10 protein-coding genes are annotated in these 18,042 nt (G+C 68.3%); 6 read left to right on the top strand and 4 right to left on the bottom strand.

What is annotated here, in order from left to right:
* The first annotated feature begins 44 nt into the window (after positions 1-44).
* On the top strand, positions 45-1,106 hold the full coding sequence (locus AACH00_RS02660; protein WP_341397389.1) for a LacI family DNA-binding transcriptional regulator: 1,062 nt from the start codon (positions 45-47) through the stop codon (positions 1,104-1,106).
* A 3-nt stretch (positions 1,107-1,109) separates the two neighbouring features.
* Here AACH00_RS02660 and AACH00_RS02655 read toward each other — a convergent pair whose 3' ends face one another.
* The 4 genes from AACH00_RS02655 to AACH00_RS02640 form a co-directional block, all read right to left on the bottom strand.
* Entirely contained in the window at positions 1,110-2,342 is a 1,233-nt protein-coding gene (locus AACH00_RS02655) for an AGE family epimerase/isomerase (protein ID WP_341397388.1), read from the bottom strand.
* Positions 2,339-4,669: a GDSL-type esterase/lipase family protein gene (locus tag AACH00_RS02650; protein ID WP_341397387.1), complete on the bottom strand. Its 2,331-nt coding sequence runs from the start codon at positions 4,667-4,669 to the stop codon at positions 2,339-2,341. Before AACH00_RS02650 ends, AACH00_RS02655 begins: the two co-directional genes overlap by 4 nt.
* 52 nt (positions 4,670-4,721) lie before the next feature.
* Positions 4,722-5,954 (bottom strand): AGE family epimerase/isomerase, encoded by a 1,233-nt coding sequence (locus AACH00_RS02645; RefSeq protein ID WP_341397386.1) that lies wholly within the window; start codon positions 5,952-5,954, stop codon positions 4,722-4,724.
* A 95-nt stretch (positions 5,955-6,049) separates the two neighbouring features.
* On the bottom strand, positions 6,050-7,972 hold the full coding sequence (locus AACH00_RS02640) for a glycoside hydrolase 5 family protein (protein WP_341397385.1): 1,923 nt from the start codon (positions 7,970-7,972) through the stop codon (positions 6,050-6,052).
* Between the two features lie 227 nt (positions 7,973-8,199).
* On the opposite strand from AACH00_RS02640, the gene AACH00_RS02635 reads away from it, so the two are divergent.
* The 5 genes from AACH00_RS02635 (at position 8,200) to AACH00_RS02615 (ending at position 18,024) form a co-directional block, all read left to right on the top strand.
* A complete protein-coding gene (locus AACH00_RS02635; RefSeq protein WP_341397384.1) occupies positions 8,200-10,749 on the top strand; it encodes a glycoside hydrolase family 2 protein in 2,550 nt (849 codons plus the stop codon).
* Between the two features lie 105 nt (positions 10,750-10,854).
* A complete protein-coding gene (locus tag AACH00_RS02630; RefSeq protein ID WP_341397383.1) occupies positions 10,855-12,081 on the top strand; it encodes an ROK family protein in 1,227 nt (408 codons plus the stop codon).
* The gene (gene xylB, locus AACH00_RS02625) at positions 12,078-13,538 is read left to right on the top strand and encodes a xylulokinase (protein ID WP_341397382.1); all 1,461 of its coding nucleotides are present in this window, start codon (positions 12,078-12,080) and stop codon (positions 13,536-13,538) included. Before AACH00_RS02630 ends, xylB begins: the two co-directional genes overlap by 4 nt.
* 38 nt (positions 13,539-13,576) lie before the next feature.
* Entirely contained in the window at positions 13,577-14,899 is a 1,323-nt protein-coding gene (gene xylA, locus AACH00_RS02620) for a xylose isomerase (RefSeq protein ID WP_341397381.1), read from the top strand.
* Between the two features lie 110 nt (positions 14,900-15,009).
* Complete coding sequence (locus AACH00_RS02615) at positions 15,010-18,024, top strand: TonB-dependent receptor (protein WP_341397380.1); 3,015 nt, start codon at positions 15,010-15,012, stop codon at positions 18,022-18,024.
* Positions 18,025-18,042: the final 18 nt, after the last annotated feature.

Genomic DNA, 18,042 nt, shown 5'->3' with positions numbered 1-18,042 from the left:
CCAGCACAATGGCGTTTCATAAACAAGCGGGCGATTTCGAACTCATGACGGGCAAAAGTGTGACGATCCGCGACCTCGCGCAGGCCGCCAAAGTGTCGATCGGCACGGTGTCGCGGGCGCTGAAAGGCCAGCCCGGCCTGTCAGACGCCACCCGCATCGCGGTGCTGGAGGTGGCCCAGCAACTGGGCTACGACGTTGCCAAGCTGCGCGCGGCCAAACCGCGTCGCATCGTGTTCCTCTACCACCGGCACCTGTTCCCGCTGGCCGACAACCAGTTCTATTCGATGGTGCTGCAAGGCGCCGAAGATGCCTGCCGCGATGTCGACGCGTCGCTGAGCCTGCTCTCGGTGGCCCCGGGTGATGACGTGGCCACAGGCATCCGCCGGCATGAGGCCGACGCGCTGATCGGCATGGGCTACTTCGACCACGACACCGTGTCGGCCATGCGCGCCTGCGAGCTGCCGATGGTGCTGGTGGACCACTTTCATCCAGGCGCGCGCTGCATCAACGACGACAACCTGCACGGCGCACGCGCCATCACGCAGCTGCTGCTGGACGGTGGTGCGCAGCGCCCCGCCATGATCATCGGACCCCGCGCCCACCACTCGGTCGGCCTGCGGGCCAAGGGCTTCCGGCATGCGCTCTTCGAGGCCGGCCGCCTTGCCGATCCGGACCTCGAAGTGACGATGGACGAATCGCTGCAGTACGAGGACTCGGCCCGTGAGGCCATGCGCCAGCTGCTGGCCCTGCCCCAGCGCCCGGACGCCGTGTTTGCCTACAACGACACCACGGCACTGGCGGCCATCAGCGTGTGTGAAGCCGCCGGCCTGCGCGTGCCGCAGGACCTGCAGGTGGCCGGCTATGACGACATTGCCGCCGCCGCCCGCAGCCAGCCCGGCCTGACCACCGTGCGGGTGGACAAGGGCGCGCTGGGGCGCGCCGCGGTGCTGGCCCTGATGGAGGGCGACACCCAGCCCGGCGACACCTTGCAGCCGGTGGAGCTGGTGGTGCGTGAGAGCACGCATCCACCCGACACGCCAAAGCACACGCCCGCACACAGCCTGACGCCAGACCAGGGCCAGAAAAAGCCGCGCGCCGGCCGCTGACGCTCAGCGCTGCGGTGGCTTCACGCCGAGGGCGGCCAGCACGTCCTGGCACGCACCCATGGTGTGATAGTCGGTCTTGCCGGCAGGGCTCTTCTCGTCGGTGAGCTTGCTGTTGTCGGGTGCCAGGATGCGGAACCAGGCGCCATGCTCATGGTCCACGAAGTGCGTCCAGGCATAGGCCCAGAGACGGTCGTACCAGCGCCAGTAGGCGTCGTCACCGGTGCGCACCGCCAGCCAGGCGGCCGCGGCCAGGCTTTCGGCCTGTACCCAGAAGTACTTGTCGCAATCGCACACGCTGCCGCCGGGGGCGAAGCCGTACACCAGCCCGCCGTGCACCGGGTCCCAGCCCCGTGCCATCGCCACCGAAAACAGATGGCGCGCCGTCCGCAGCAACCAGGCCGGCGCCGCATCACCCAGCCTGCGCTCCAGTTGCAGCAGCAGCTTGGCCCACTCCGTCAGGTGGCCCGTCTGGAAACCCCAGGGCCGGAAGATGTTGGTCTTGTCGTCGCGGTTGTAGTCCCAGTCGGGAGTCCAGTCGGCGCGGTAGTGCTCCCACACCAGCCCGTCAGCCTGCGCTGCCAGCCGCTGCGTGACCGACTCTGCCAGCACCAGCGCCCTGGCCAGGTAACGCGCTTCGCCGGTGGCCGCATGGGCCGCCAGCATCGCTTCGCAGGCATGCATGTTGGCGTTCTGGCCGCGGTAGCTGCCCACTTGCCAGTCGGCGGTGGCTTCGTCCGCATACAGGCCGTGCGCGGGCTCCCAGAAACGCTGTTCCATCAAGTCGAACGTCGCCGCCACACCCGCCAGGGCACCGGGCACGCCGGCCTCAGTCGCATGGGCATGGGCCAGCAGCACAAAGGCCAGGCCGTAGCAATGATTGGTGCCGTCCTGCACGCTCGCATGGCTGCCGTCCCAGTCCAGCTGCCAGGCGTAGCCCCCTTGCGGCTGGGCATGGGCCTGCTGCACGAAGTGAAGGGCATGCGCCACGTCGGCGGCCGGCTCGTCAAACCAGCGCCAGGCCAGGGCCTGGTTGAAGACGAAGCGTGTGCTGCTGACGAGGTGACGGGTACGGCGGTCGTAGACCGTACCGTCGTCCTTGAAGAAGTGGAAGAAACCACCTTGGGCGTCACGGGCGCGCGGCTCATAAAACGCCAGCGTCTGACGCATGTGGGCCAGCAGCGCGGCCGGTTGCCGGAAATCAGGGCAAGCCGGCACGGTGCCAGGGGAAGCGCTCATCGCAATACCTCGGTGCGCAGGAAATTCAACAACTCATCGGCCATCTGCGCGTGCACATCAATGCGCGGATGTGCCCAGGCGAAGGCCTCGAAACGATAGGTCCAGACCTGCGTGTCGCCTTCTGCCCGCAAGGTGGACGCCGTGTCCGCCAGGGTTTTCAGCAGCGCAGGCTGCTCTTTCCAGGCCGACATGCCGCCGATCATCAGGACCAGCTTCGCCTGCGGATGGCGCTGCCGCAAGCTGCGCACGAACGACAGGTAACGAACCCCGAAATCACTGGCAAAAGGCTGCCCCAGCGAGGCCGGCAGACCATGGTCATTCTGACCCAGGTTGACCAGCACCACCTCGGGTTTGGGCACATCCGCCGGCGCCACCGGCGCGTCCAGCCGCGGCGCCACACGCGACCACACCTGCGGCATCAGCAGCTCACCCCAGGTGCGGGTGATGCCGATGCCGCTGACGGCGTGGCCCTGGTAATCAGCGCCCAGCGCAGCCGCGGTCAAGGCCCCGTAGGCCCGGGTGCCATCGTGGGTGGACAGGTCGTCGTACTGGTCATCGCCGATATCGCCATTGCAGGCCCCGGCGGTGATCGAATCACCGTAGAACACCAGGCGGAGCGGACGCTGCGGCGGCGCGGGCAACAAGGTGCCGGCGGCGTCGAGCCACAGGCCGTTGAAGATCGATTCGGACATCGCGCCCTCGGTGCGCTTGACCAGCCGAAGCTCATGCGAGCCCGGCCCCAACGGCCGCGGCCATTGCCACTGGCGGGCCTCGTTGCCACGGCCTGCACCCCCCACGGAAAAGCTCAGCCGCTCACCGTCGACTTCCAGCGTGTAGTGGCTGGTGCCGCCGTGGCGCGGTGTCAGCCGCAAGGCCAGCGTCGAGCCGGTGAAGCGGGCCCGCAGCTCGGATCCACTCCAGGCCAGGCCGCGGGCGGAGGCATCGCCCGCCGGCGCTGCCTCCACACGCCCGGTCCACTGCAGGCGGGCATCGCTGGCCGGCCACCAGCGCCAGCGCGCGGCGCCGGGTGTGGTGTCGGCTGTGGTGTCGAGTCTGGCAGGCAAGGCCACCAAGTCTTCAGGCAGCTGGGCACGCACCTCCGGTGGGTACACCCCGGCCCCCATCACGGCCAGCAGGCTGGCGGGCCGGCCACTGCCCTGCCATTCATCAGCACGCATGCGCACATGCAGCAGGTGCGCGCCGGGTGGCAGCCCCTGGGCTACCACGCTGTAATGCCAGCCGAAGTAGCCTTTGCGCTCAGGCACATGGCCACGCAGCAGCGCCACCGGGCGGTCGTCGACCCAGGCTTCGAGGTTTCGGAAGTGTTCGCTCTCGGCATGGAACACGGCCACCTCGGTGCCCCACACCAGGAACGACGCGCTGGCACCCTCGGCGGTGGTCTGCCAGCCCGGCGTTTGTGCGGGCCATTCAGGGTGCACCGGGCCGCCACGCTCGAAACCTTGCTGGCGCCAGGGGCGCAGGGCCTCTCCCTGCCACAGGCGCACATGCTGGTGGGCCAGGCTGTGAAGGGGTTCGGGCAGCGGCACAGCCCTGTCGTTGGCTTTGTCATCCGCCTTGTCTTTGGCCTCAACCACGCGGGCCGATGCCGCCTGCAGGTGCTCGATCACCAGCCGCGCGATCAGGTCATGGCCGCGCTGGTTCGGATGCACGGGCTCGTCGTACAGCTGCTGCCAATCGGCACCACCCATGCTGGCGAGTTGCGTCACCGCACCGCCCACATCGATGCTGCTCAGGCCGTAGCGCGCCGCCAAAGTGCGCTGCACATCGCCTGCATCACGGCCCTGGTTGTGCTGGCGCGTCAACATCACGGGCAGCACCGCCGGGCGGCCTGGTGCGGCCAGCAGCTGGCGCAACAGGCCTTCATAACTGCTGCCGCGCACATGCGCATCCAGCCACTCGTCGTTGACACCAAACTCCACCAGCACCAGGTCTGGCGATTCGGCCAGCACCTGTGCCTGCACGCGTTGCACGGCCACCGCAGAGTCGGTGCCACTCAGGCCCGCGTTGATGAAGCGCACCTGGCCGCGCGTCTTCAACCAGGCGCCGACCTGCGCCGCCCAGCCGCGCTCACGCGGCGGGTTGGCGGCGTAGCCGGTGGTGATGGAGCCTCCGATGGCCACCACGTTGATGGGCCGGCCCGCGGCCAGCGCCTGCAGCGTGGCGTTCAGGCGCTGATCGACCACCGGCGCCGTGCGCTGCAGGCCACCTGCCGCTGGCAATACCGACGCCGTGGCCGCCTGCCCCGCCGCGGCCTCAGGCACCAGGCCCACCGCCAAGCCCACCCCCACCAACAACCCAGTCACCATGCCCACCACCTTTCGCCACCCCGTGTTCGCCCTCTCATCCGCGCCGCGCAGCTTACGCATGAGCCAGCCGCTCCATCATTTCAACGCAGGCCCGCACATGGTGGTACGGGCATTCCCAAGGGCCCGCCCTCGGGATGCTGTCGACCGGGTGCAGCTGCTCGTCCAGGGTCTTGAGCCAGTCGCCACCCACCGGGTCGACATGATGCTTGTCGATGTGCTGCCACACCCGCCATGCCGCGCGCTGAAAGCGCGGGTCGCCCGTCAGCTGCCAGGCATCCCAGAAGCCGACCATGGCCTCGGCCTGACACCACCAGTGGCGCCGCGCATCGGTGACGCGGCCATCAAACAGGCCAGCCCCCAGCACGCTGCCGTCATCCGCCACGCCGCCCTGCAGCACGGCATCGGCCACCTGCGGCACCAGCGCATCAACGCGGCGGCTCAGGTCGTCATCAGCCAGCACCTCGCAGGCGCGCCGCAGCAGCCAGGCCGCCTCGATGTCATGCCCCCACGACACCTGCGTGGTCATCGGCCGCCAGTCGATCGAGAAGAACAGGCCGAAGCAGCGCTGCCCGGGCAGCCAGAGGCGGTCGAGGAAGATCTCGACCAGCTCACGCAGGCGCGTGGCCACCAAGGGTTGCCGGTGGCAGCGCAACAGTTCGGTGAAGGCTTCCAGCACATGCAGCAGGGTGTTCATCGACCGCGCGGCGGGTGGCTCGTCCGCCGACAGCGTCGCATCGGGCAAGGGTTGCCAGTCACGGGTGCAGGCCTCCATGTAACCGCCTGCCTGGCCGTCGCGGGCATGGGTGTCGAGCAGGTCGAACAAACGCAGCGCGTCTTGTGCGGCGGGTGTGACGGCGGCCAGCGGCAGGCCTTGGGCCGCACAGTCGGCCGCGTGCTGGGCCATCAAGGCGTAGATGGCAAAGGCCTGCGCGTAGGTCTGCTTGTGGTCGGCCACCGGCTGGCCGTCCCCATCCACTGACCAGAACACGCCGCCATGCACCGGGTCGGTCAGCGTGCCGCGCACCCAGGCCAGCGCGCGCTCGGCGGCCAGATCAAGCGCCGGGTTGCGCCCCAGGCGGCGCTGGGCCGTGGTGAAGGTCCACAGCAGCCGGGTGCCCAGCACGGCGGTGCGCGGTGCGTCCAGCACGGCACCGTCGTTGGCACGCCCGCCCAGCACGCGCCCTTCGGCATCAAAGATCGACGCCTGCCACCAGGGCAGCACGTTTTGCGCAAGTTCGCGTTGCAGGCGCTGGGCCCAGGCGGTCTGGATCTCGGAAGCAGGCATCGACAGCAGTGAATGGTGTAGTGGTTGGTGTGGTGATGGGTGCACGGAGCGGTGTGAGGACAAACCGGGCAGCCTGGGCATGTGGCTCAGCCCGATCAGGCGTGTGCGGCCATGACGATGGCCACCAGATCACGCTGGAAAGCAGGCACGGCCAGCACCAGCGTGCCGCCGCGACACACCGCGGGCGTGGGCAGCGGCGCCATCGCATGGCCGGTGGCCGGGTCCAGCCAGCGCACCCGCACCGGTCCGTCCGGCAGCGCCAGAGCGTCCAGCACAACGCGGTGCTGTTTCAGCAAGGGGTAACGCGGCGTCCAGGGCTGGGCCGGGTGCTTGCCGCCCGTTTCCTGGCGCCAGGCCCGGCGCAGCGCCGAGGCATCGTGCAGATGGGCACGCACCCACACCAGCGCGCTGCGCGCACCCACCATCGCCAGCGCGCGGGCGTCAGGGCTCGCAGCCATCGGTGGCACACCCGAAGCCGGCTCACCACCGGCGGGCAGCTGCGGGCTCATCAGCTGAGCCTGTTGCGGCGGATGGGGGCGATGGGCAGACAGCCGCAAGCCGCTGCCATGCAACTGATCAAGGAATCGTGACACCCCGCGATAGGCGCTCCAGCGGCGTTGCGGGTCGACCATCTTGTCCCACCACCAGTACCAGGCCGTGCTGGCATAGCCCAGAAACAGCGGCGCCCACAGGCCGTTGTGCAGGTGCACGGCATCGGCTTCGAACGGCCGCGGCGTGGCGATGTCGTATTCGGTTTCCAGACCCAGCTCGCCGGGCACCCACGGCTTGTGTGCCAGGCCGTCAGCCTCCCAGGCCCGTGCCGATGCGGCGTAGTGGTCGATCGGGTCGTTCAGCGTGTAGTCATGCTGCTGCACGAAATCCAGCTGTTGCATCTGCCAGGTGGTGGCGTCACCACGGTCGGCCCAGCTGGTGGTGCGCAGGCGGCGGTAAGGGTCGTGGCGGTCCAGCACCCGGCTCATGCGGGCGATCCAGGGGCGCAGCTCCGCCGCGCGGATCGGCGTCCAGGTGACCTCGTTCCACCACTCCCAGCTGTGCAGCGCCGGGCTGTGTGACCAGCGCGCCGCGATGTAGCGCACGCGCCTCTCGAACAGCCGCTGCGCAACCTCGTCTGTGACGAAGGTGTCGGGCGTGGCCAGCGGGCCGCCCAGCCGCTGGTTGTACGGGTTGCGGGCCCATTCGCTGTCGGCGTTTTCCGAGAAGGCGCCGTGATTGACCAGGCACAGCATCAGCTTGATGCCGAGTGACTCTGCCAGCGCAAACACTTCGTCCAGCAGTTCCGCCTGCGTCATGCGCCGCGCGTAGTTGCCCAGGCCCGTGTCCACCCACTCGATGCCGAAGCTCCAGCTGGCCATCCAGAGCCGGGCAAAGTTGCCGCCCTGGGCTGCCAGCCGGGTGAACCAGCGGCGGTAATCGGCCAGGGTGTCGTCGCTCATGCCCCAGCAGATGTTCAGACCGACCGGCACATGGGGCGTGCCGTCTTCAAAGGCGAAGTAGCGCGGATTGCTGGCGTCCAGGCTGATGTGGTGGTGGCGCGGCACCCGGGCAACATCCGCCGCAGGCACCCGACCCAAATCTTGCGGTGCGCCGCCGCCGATGCTCCCCTGAACAGTGCCCTGCCAGCGGCCCGGCACCGTGGGGAACAGCCGCAGCAACCAGCGGCCACCCTGGCGCGCGTCGTTGTGCCAGAAGGCGGTGGCCCGCAGGTGCGCACCACCCGGCCCTTCAAAGTCACACCAGACATCGTGCTGATCGGGGTCGAACCACGCAGCCGGGCTCACCGACGACGGCGTGGGCCGCGACCACTCCAGCCACCCACCGGCATGTCGCACCGGGCCGGCCCAGGGCAGCTCAGGCGCCACGCCGGGCTGGGCCAACGAGCCGCCAACAGCCGGGCCTGCACCAAGTGCGCTGGCACCCAGCACGGCGTTCGCAACGCTCATCGCCGCACCCATCAGGGCGCGGCGGGGCATCAGGGGCGGGTTCAACGCATCGGTCATGAGGCTTCGTGCAAGGCCAGCGGGCGCAGCGGCCATCGGCCTGCGCGCTGGTGAACACCCTGAGTGTAGTTTAGTAAACAGACAGTATGATTTTGAAAACCACGGCTGACAAGTTCGGGCTTTCACTGGCTTGCGTGCACCCAATCGGCCGTCACTCACGTATTTGTTTAGTAAAAATGACGCATTCGTTTGTCCCGCAGCCACACAGCCCGCTCGCCACACGCAGCATGGCGCTGCACACCGGCTGGCAACTGGCCGAGGTGCCTGCCGCGGCTGAGCCCGCCCACATCGGTGCCCTGCCCACCTCGGCCTGGCTGCCCGCCACCGTGCCCGGCACCACCCACGGTGCGCTGATGGCCGCCGGCCTGCTGCCCGACGTGGCGCGCGGCACCCAGGAAACCGACGTGCAATGGGTGGGTGAGCGCACCTGGGCTTGGCGCCTGCGTTTCGACGTGCCGGGCATCGACAACCTCGCACCGCATGAAGAGCTGGTGTTTGATGGCCTGGACACCGTGTGCAGCGCCTGGCTCAACGGCCAGCTGCTGTTCACCAGCAGCAACATGTTCGTGCCGCTGCGGACTGACATCCGGGCCTTGCTCCAACCAAGCGGCAATGAGTTGCTCTTGCGGTTCGACCCGCCACTGGCTGCCGCCCGCGCGCTCGAAGCCACCCAGGGCCAACGCCGCCTGTGGAACGGCGACAGTGCCCGGCTGCACCTGCGCAAGGCGCAGTACCACTTCGGCTGGGACTGGGGCCCGGTGCTGCTCACCAGCGGGCCGTGGCAGCCCGTGCGCCGCGAAAGCTGGCATGTGCGCCTGGCGGAGGTGCACCCGCAGACCGAGGTGAACCTCACAACCCGGCGCGCGCAGGTGCGCGTGAGCACGCAGCTGCTGGGCAACCTGGCCGGCCTGACCCTGAGCCACACGCTGCGCGGCCCGGACGGCGCGCTGGTGGCCCACATCGACTGCGATGCCAGCCCACAGGTCCATGCGCATCTGGTGATTGAGGCGGCCCAGCTCTGGTGGCCACGCGGCCTGGGCGATCAGCCCTTGTATGAGCTGCACACCTGCGTACACCAGGCCGGCAGCGTGGTGGCCCAGGACACACGCCGCATCGGCCTGCGCACCGTGGCGCTGGTGCAGGCACCGGTTGAAGGCGAGGCCGGCACCAGCTTCTGCTTCGAGGTGAACGGGCAGGAGGTGTTCATCGGCGGCGCGAACTGGATTCCCGATGACAACCTGCTGGAGCGCGTCACGCCAGCGCGGGTGCGCGCCCGCGTGGCCCAGGCCGCTGCCGGCCACATGAACATGCTGCGCGTGTGGGGTGGCGGCATCTATGAGTCAGAGGCGTTTTATGACGCCTGCGACGAACTCGGCCTGCTCGTCTGGCAAGACTTCCTGTTCGCCTGCGGCATGTACCCGGCCAACCCGGCCTTTGAAGCCACCGTGACGGCCGAAGCGGCCGCCGCCGTCAAACGCCTGCGGCACCGTGCCAGCCTCGCCATCTGGTGCGGCAACAACGAAGACTATGCGGTGGCCGAATCGATCGGCGCCCACGGGCCGGGCATCGCCCCGGGCCAGTTCGATGCGCGCCTGCTGTATGAGCAGCGCCTGCCGGCCCTGTGCGCCGCGCTGCACCCGGGCAGCCTCTACTGGCCCGGCAGCCCGTGGACACCCGGTGGCGACGGCGGGCCGCTGTCGTCAGACCCCACTGCGGGAGATCGCCACAGCTGGGAGGTGTGGCACCAGCAGATGCTGCCCTACCAGCGCTATGAAGAGGTGCAGGGGCGTTTCGTGAGCGAGTTCGGCATGCAATCCCATGCCAGCCTGGCGGTGCTGCATGAGGCGCTGCCAAAGGCCGAGCGCTACCCGGAAAGCCGCACGCTGATGTGGCACAACAAGGCTGGCTCCGGCGAGCCCGACGGCCACCGCCGGCTGGCCGTCTACATGGCTGACAACCTGCGCAGTGTCACCACGCTGGCCGAGCATGTGTACGCCACGCAGTTCATCCAGGCCGAAGCCATGCGCTGCGCCTACCAGGCCTTCCGGCGACGCTGGCAGAAACCCGGCGCGCGGGCCGTGGGCGGTGCGCTGGTCTGGCAATTGAACGACTGCTGGCCAGCCGTCAGCTGGGCCATCATCGACAGCGGCGGGCACCTGAAGCCGGCCTGGCACGGCATCCGGCGGGCGCTGGCGCCGCTGGCTGTGGCCCTGCGGCTGCAGGCGGGTCAGGCCCGTCTCACCGTGATGAACGCTGGTCCGGCGCGCGCGCTGAAGCTGGCGCTGCACCTGCACACGCTGGACGGCGTGCGCGTGTGGAGCGACAAGGTGCTGTTGAACGCCGACGCCAATGCGACCACCGAGCGACTGGTGACCCTGCCTGAGTCACACCTGCCGGTGATGGGCGAACTGCTGGCGAGCGATGCTGACCTACACAACGACAGCCACACCGACACCGCCCCCATCCTGGCCCGCGACTGCGCCTGGCCCGAGCCCTTCAAGTTCCACACCCTGCCCGCCGCCAGCCCGCGCTTCGAGCTGTTGAGCGAGAGCCTGTTGCGCGTGCAGTCCGACGTGCCGGTGAAGGGCCTGTGGATGGAAGCCGAGGGCGTGGCGTTCGACGACAACTTCATCGACCTGGCGCCCGGCAGCGCGGTGCTGGTGCCTTGGCAAAACACGCCCGGCCATCAGGGCCTCGGCACCGTGCGTTGGCGGGCGCTGGAGCAAGGTGAACGGCACACGGCCACGACCCGCGCTGGCCACGAAACCGGAGCCTGACGCGCTGGTTTGGCAACAACCCGGGTTTTCACCGGATTTATTTCGTTCGTCGAACAAACTATTCTTCAGTCATTCCGAATCAACGCCCTTCCGGGGATACCGAACGTGCTCATCGATCTAGCAGACGCCACTGGCCACCAACAACTGCTCAAGCGCATCAACCGGATGGCGCTGGTTCGACACCTGTGCGTGAACCCGGCGTTGTCGCGTGCCGACCTGGCCACCGCGGTGGGCCTGACCAAGTCCACCGTCAGCATGCTGGTGCGCGAGCTGATCGACGAAGGCTGGCTGCAGGAACGTGAAGTGGTGGTGACGGGCGACCGTGGCCGCCGCCCCACCCCGCTGTTCATCGACCCCACCCGCATGCTGCTGCTGGGCGCCGAGGTGGGTGTAGGCGTCATCCGCATCGTGGCCACCTCGCTCACCGGCGACGTGCTGGCCACGCACCAGATCGAGATGGACACCCGTCCCGCTGCGCCCGAAGCCATCCGCCAGCTGGCGCAGGGCCTGAGCCAGCTGCACCAGCAGCTGCAGGGCGAAGGCCGCCAGGTCATCGGCATCGGTGTGGGCCTGCCCGGGGGTGTGGATGAAGCCACCGGTGTGCTGCGCTTCGCGCCCAACCTGGGCTGGCGTGATCTGGCCATCGGACCCCTGCTGGCGGCCGAGCTGGCCAGCACCGCCCTCAACGCCGTGCCGCTGTACCTGCAGAACGAAGCGGATGTGGCGGCCGTGGGCGAGATGGAATTCAATGCCACCGAGCGTGGCGACCCGCTGATCTACGTCAGCATCAACGAAGGCGTCGGCGCAGGCGTCATCGTCGATGACCGCCTGCTGACCGGGCACCGCGGCTTCGCGGGTGAAGTCGGCCACATCGTGCTGCAGATCGACGGCCCGCGCTGCTCCTGCGGCCGCCTGGGTTGCGCCGAAGCGCTGATCGGCCTCTCAGCCATGTCGCCCACCCGCGCCGAAGGCTCGCAGACGCGCACGATGACCGAGCTGAAGCAGCGCCTGCAGGTGCGCGACACCCTCACCATCGCCGCCGTTCACCGCGCCGGCAACTACCTGGGCGTGCTGCTGCACAACCTGTGCGCGGCATATGACCCGGCCTGCATCGTGCTCGGCGGCACTGGCGTCACGCTGGGCGACGACTTCACCGAGCCCGCCCTGCAGACGCTGGCCGGCTATGCCGAAGCCGCGAAGCTGCCGCCGCCGAACGTGCGCATCTCGCGCTTCGGTGCAGACGCCGTGGCCGTGGGCGCCGCCGCGCTGGCCCGCTACCGCCTGACCCGCCCCTTGATCGCACCGAACGCCGTGGCGCGGGGGCAGGCATGAGCTTTCTCGGCATCGACCTCGGCACCTCGGAAGTCAAGCTGCTGCTGCTCGACGGCAGCGGCCACACCGTGGGCCAGGCCGGCGCGCCGCTGACGGTGTCGCGACCGCAGGCGCTGTGGTCCGAGCAGGCCCCGCAAGACTGGTGGCAAGCCACCGAAGCGGCGGTCGCCCAGCTGCGCGAGGCTCACCCGCGCGTTTGGGCTGAGCTGCGCGGCATCGGCCTGTCAGGCCAGATGCACGGTGCCGTGCTGCTGGACGCGCAAGACCAGGTGCTGCGCCCGGCCATCCTGTGGAACGACGGCCGCAGCCATGCCGAATGCGACGAGCTCACTGCTCGTGAGCCGCGCCTGCACAGCATCGCCGGCAACCTGGCGATGCCCGGCTTCACCGCGCCGAAACTGCTGTGGGTGCGGCGCCATGAGCCGGCCGTGTTCGAGCAGGTGCGCAGCGTGCTGCTGCCCAAGGACTACCTGCGGCTGCTGCTGACGGGCGACAAGGTGAGCGAGCCTTCAGACGCCGCCGGCACCCTGTGGCTCGACGTGGCCGCGCGTGATTGGTCAGAGCCCCTGCTGGCCGCCTGCCACCTGAGCCGCGCCCACATGCCGCGGCTGGTGGAGAGCACCGAGGTGAGCGGCGTGCTGCGCCCCGCACTGGCCCGCGCCTGGGGCCTGCCTGAGGGCGTGGTGGTGGCCGGCGGCGCCGGTGACAACGCCGCCAGCGCCATCGGCATCGGCGCCGTGCAACCGGGTGACGGTTTCATCTCGCTCGGCACCTCGGGCGTGCTGTTTGTCGTCAACGACACCTACCGCCCCAACCCCGCCTCGGCCGTGCATGCCTTCTGCCATGCCCAACCCGGCCGCTGGCACCAGATGAGCGTGATGCTCTCGGCCGCCAGCTGCCTGAAGTGGGCCGTGGGCCTGACCGGCGCTGGCAGCGAAGCCCACCTGCTGAGCGAAGTGGCCGAGCTGAGCATGGCCGAGCGCCTGCAGGCGCCGCTGTTCCTGCCTTACCTGGCCGGTGAACGCACACCGCACAACAACCCGTTCGCCCAAGGCCACCTGGCTGGCCTGGGCCATGCAACCACCCGCGCCCATGTGGGCTACGCCGTGCTGGAAGGCGTGGCGTTCGGCCTGGCCGACGGCCTGGCCGCCCTGCAGGCCGCGGGTACCGAAGTGAGCCAGTTGTCGCTGGTGGGCGGTGGCGCCCGCAGCGGGCTCTGGGCCCAGTTGATCGCCGATGCGCTCGGCGTGGACATCGTGCTGCACACCGGCTCCGAAGCCGGCGGTGCCCTCGGCGCCGCCCGCCTCGGCTGGCTCGCTGCGGGTGGTGCCCCCGACCTCGTCTGCGCCCGCCCGCCCGTCATGGCCCGTCACCAGCCGGATGAGTCCGTGCATGCACCGCTGGCGGAACGCCTGCAGCGCTTCCGCACGCTCTACCGCCAACTCCATCAAGGCTGAAACCACGTCCGGCCATCGGCTGACGCACACCCCACATCATGACCAAGAGCTACTTCGAAGACATCGCGCCCGTGACCTACAAAGGCGCCGGCAGCACCGACCCGCTGAGTTTCCGCCACTACGACAAGGACCGCGTGGTGCTGGGCAAGCGCATGGAAGACCACCTGCGTTTTGCCGCCTGCTACTGGCACACCTTCTGCTGGAACGGCCTCGATCCGTTTGGCGGCGGCACCTTCCTGCGTCCGTGGTTCGAAGGCGGCTCGCCGATGGAGCTGGCTCACCAGAAGGCCGACGCCGCGTTTGATTTCTTCTCGCGCCTGAGCGTGCCCTACTACTGCTTCCACGACCGCGACGTGGCACCCGAAGGCAGCACCCCGCGCGAGAGCCGCGAGAACTTCCTGCGCATGGTCGACGTGCTGGGCGCCCAGCAGCAACGCACCGGCATGAAGCTGCTGTGGGGCACCGCCAACCTGTTCAGCCACCGCCGCTTCATGTCGGGCGCTGCCAGCAACCCCGACCCCGCCATCTTCGGCCTGGCCGCGCTGCAGGTGCGTGATGCGATGAACGCCACCCTGGCCCTGGGCGGCGAGAACTACGTGCTGTGGGGCGGCCGCGAAGGCTACGAAACCCTGCTGAACACGAACCTCGGCCAGGAACTCGACCAGCTCGGCCGCTTCCTGACCATGGCGGTGGAGCACAAGCACAAGATCGGCTTCAAGGGCACGATCCTGATCGAGCCGAAGCCGCGCGAGCCCAGCAAGCACCAGTACGACTTCGACACCGCCACCGTCTACGGCTTCCTCGTGCGCTACGGCCTCGAGAAGGAAGTGAAGGTCAACATCGAGGCCAACCACGCCACGCTGTCGGGCCACAGCTTCGAGCACGAGATCGCCACCGCCGGCGCGCTCGGCCTGCTCGGCAGCCTCGACATGAACCGCGGTGATCCGCAACTGGGCTGGGACACCGACCAGTTCCCGAACAACGTGCCAGAGACCGCGATCGCGCTCTACCACGTGCTGCAGGCCGGTGGCCTGGGCTCGGGTGGCCTGAACTTCGACTCCAAGGTCCGCCGCCAGTCGATCGACCCGGCTGACCTGTTCCACGGCCATATCGGCGGCATGGACGTGTGCGCACGCGCCCTGCTGGTGGCCGAACAAATGATTCTCGACGGCCAGTTGCAGCAGGCGCTTGACGCCCGCTACGCCGGCTGGAAGACCCCTGCCGGCCAGGACATCCTGGAAGGCCGCGTCACGCTCGACCAGCTGGCAGACCTTGCCCTGGCGACCAACGTTGATGTTGCCCCAGCCTCCGGCCGGCAGGAGTACCTCGAGAACATGGTCAACCGCTTCACAGGAGCCTGATCGAAACCCACCCCGCCGGGCACGGCGCACCACAAGCGCCGGCCTGGCCAGAAGCCCACGTCCGCCCACGGACATGCCTTCCCACCCTTCTGTTCAAAGAGAAAAACGAGATGAGACAATTTCAGAAGACCGCCGTGTCGATCGCGGCAGCCCATGTGGCCCTGTGCTGGAGCGCAGTGGCCATGGCCCAGTCAGCCCCCACGCCTGCCCCGGCGGCGTCTGCGGCTGCCGCTGATGGCAGCACCGTCGTCGTGACCGGCCAGCGTGCGGCCCTGCAATCGGCCCAGAAGATCAAGCGCAACGCCGAGGAGGTCGTCGACTCCATCGTCGCCGAAGACATCGGCAAGCTGCCGGACCGCTCCGTCACCGAAGTGCTGCAGCGCGTGGTGGGCGTGACCATCGACCGCACGATGAGCAAGGGCGACCCCGAGCACTACTCGGTGGAAGGCTCCGGCGTCAGCATCCGCGGCTTGCCGTATGTGCGCTCCGAGCTGAACGGCCGCGATTCGTTCTCGGCCAACGGTGGCCGCTCGCTGAGCTTCGAAGACGTACCGCCGGAATTGATGTCGGGCGTGGACGTGTACAAGAACCCGTCGGCTGAACAGATCGAAGGCGCCATCGGCGGCCTGGTGAACCTGCGCACCGCCATGCCGTTCGACTTCAAGGAGTTCAAGGGCGTGGTGTCGGTGGACTCCACCTACAACAAGCTCAACGGCAAGAACTCGCCGTCCGGCTCGCTGCTGCTGTCGAACGTGTGGGACACCGACCTGGGCAAGTTCGGCGCGCTGTTTGACGTGGCCCGCTCGAAGAGCGCCACCCGCACCGACGGCATCCAGGTGGACGCCTATTACCAGCGCACCCCGACGGACCCGAACTGGATTCCGAAGGCCGTGGGCTGGCGCACGATGGAGTACGAGCGTGACCGCCAGGGTATCTACGGTGCCTTGCAGTGGAAGAAGGACACGCTGCAATCGTCGCTGACCGCGTTCGAGTCGAAGTACAAGTTCAACTGGGCCGAAAACGCCCTGTTCGGCCAGGCCAACCCGTACAACACCACGGTGGATGCGGGCGCGACCTACGGCCCCACCGGCGCGCTGCTGACCGGCACCATCCGTGATGCGGTGGACGGCGGCATCAGCTTCGACGCCGACACCCGTTACGCCAAGCGTGACTCCAGCACCCGCGAGCTGGCCTGGAACACCGTGTGGACGCCGAACGACCGCTGGCGCTTCACCTCCGACTTCCAGTTCATCCGCGCCAAGACCCAGGGCTTCGACTCCACCGTGGCCACCGGCCTGCAGATGGCCAAGGAAACCCTGGACCTGAGCGGCCCGACCCCGCGCATCGTCTTCGACGCCGCCGACCTGGCCGCGCTGGCCAACCCGGCGAACTACTACTGGGCCTTCACCATGGACCACGCTGACAAGAGCGTGGCCAACCAGAAGGCCTGGAAGGGCGACGTGCAGTACAAGTTCGACGATCCGGTGCTGGTGGATCTGCGCTTCGGCCTGCGCCTGACCGACCGCGACGCCAAGACCCAGAACTCCAACCCGAGCTACAACTGGGCGACCATCACCCACCCGTGGCAGAAGAGCTGGGACGTGAACGAGCTGGCCTACCTGTCGAACTTCGGCACCGACCTCGTCCGCCTGCACACGTTCGACAACTTCATGAACGGCAACGCCACGGTCGCGCCGGTCATCGTGCCGAACACCGCCGTGGCCGCCGGTTACCCGAACAGCTACGACACGCTGCACGGCTACTACGAGACCCTGTGCGCGCAGGCCGTGGCCAACCAGGGCTATGGCTGCTTCAACCACTACAAGCCGTCGACCTTCGGCACCGACCCGTCGGGCGACAACGACCAGCGTGAGCGCACGCAGGCCGCCTATGCGCAGCTGCGCTTCGGCTTCGACGACTGGAAGTTCCCGGTCGATGGTCACGTCGGTCTGCGCCTGGTGCACACGGCCAACAAGGCGCACGGCTACTTCCTGCTGTCCAACGCCACGATCAACCCGCCGGCAGGTGGTTCGGTCAGCGGCAGCGTGCCGACCTTCGGCACCACGGCAGCGGCCATCAGCCACGACAACAGCTACACCAATGTGCTGCCGTCGCTGAACCTGAAGATGAAGGCGGATGAGCAGCTGCAGTTCCGCATGGCCTGGGCCCAGGCCATCTCGCGGCCTGACTTCTCGCTGCTGCAGGACTACACCACGATGAAGGTGAGCACCACGCAGCACACCGAGGGCAACACCCTGGTGATCGACAGCGTGAACTTCACCGGCACGGCATCAGGCAACCCGCTGCTCAAGCCGATCCGCGCGAACCAGCTGGACCTGACGGCCGAGTGGTACTTCGCGAAGAACGGCTCGCTGACCTTCGCCGCCTTCAACAAGCAGCTGAAGGACATCATCGTCAACCAGACGGCCAGCATCGCGATGTCGGACTCGACGGGCACGAACTACAACTTCACGCTGACCTCCCCGGTCAATGGCGCGAAGGGTTTTGCCCGCGGTTTCGAGGTGGCCTACCAGCAGTACTTCGACACGCTGCCGGGCTGGCTGGCGGGCTTCGGCGTGCAGGCCAACTACACCTACGTGAACAGCAAGCAGACGCGTTACAACAGCGTGTTCTCCGAGTACTGCACGGGTGGCAGCGGCAGCGCCGACAACCTGAACCTGAACATCAACGGCTGTGACACCAACGGCAAGTCGTTCAGTGGCCTGCCGCTGAACAACGTGTCGCGGGACACCATCAACCTGGCGCTGCTGTATGACCGCGGCCCGCTGTCGGCCCGCATCGCCTACAGCTGGCGCTCGAAGTACCTGTACGGCACCAACATGAGCGGCACCCAAGGCTCGGATGGTCTGGACACCAACCCGGCGAGCGCGAACTACGGCCAGCACAACCTGGCCTGGGGCATGCCGCTGTGGGCGGACGCCTTCGGCCAGATCGACGCTGGGGTGTCGTACAAGTTTGATGATCGCCTGACGGTGTCTCTGGAAGGCCAGAACCTGAACAACGCGATGTACAAGCAGATGATGCAACAGACGGTCGGCATGATGGGCCGCTCCTGGTATGCATCCGGCCCGCGCTACACGCTGCGCGCCAGCTACTCGTTCTGACGAGTTCGCCTGCGCCAG

This window comes from Ideonella margarita (genome assembly GCF_038066635.1).
GTDB classification, from domain to species: Bacteria; Pseudomonadota; Gammaproteobacteria; order Burkholderiales; family Burkholderiaceae_C; genus Ideonella; species Ideonella margarita.
This window is presented reverse-complemented; position numbering and strand designations above follow the sequence as displayed.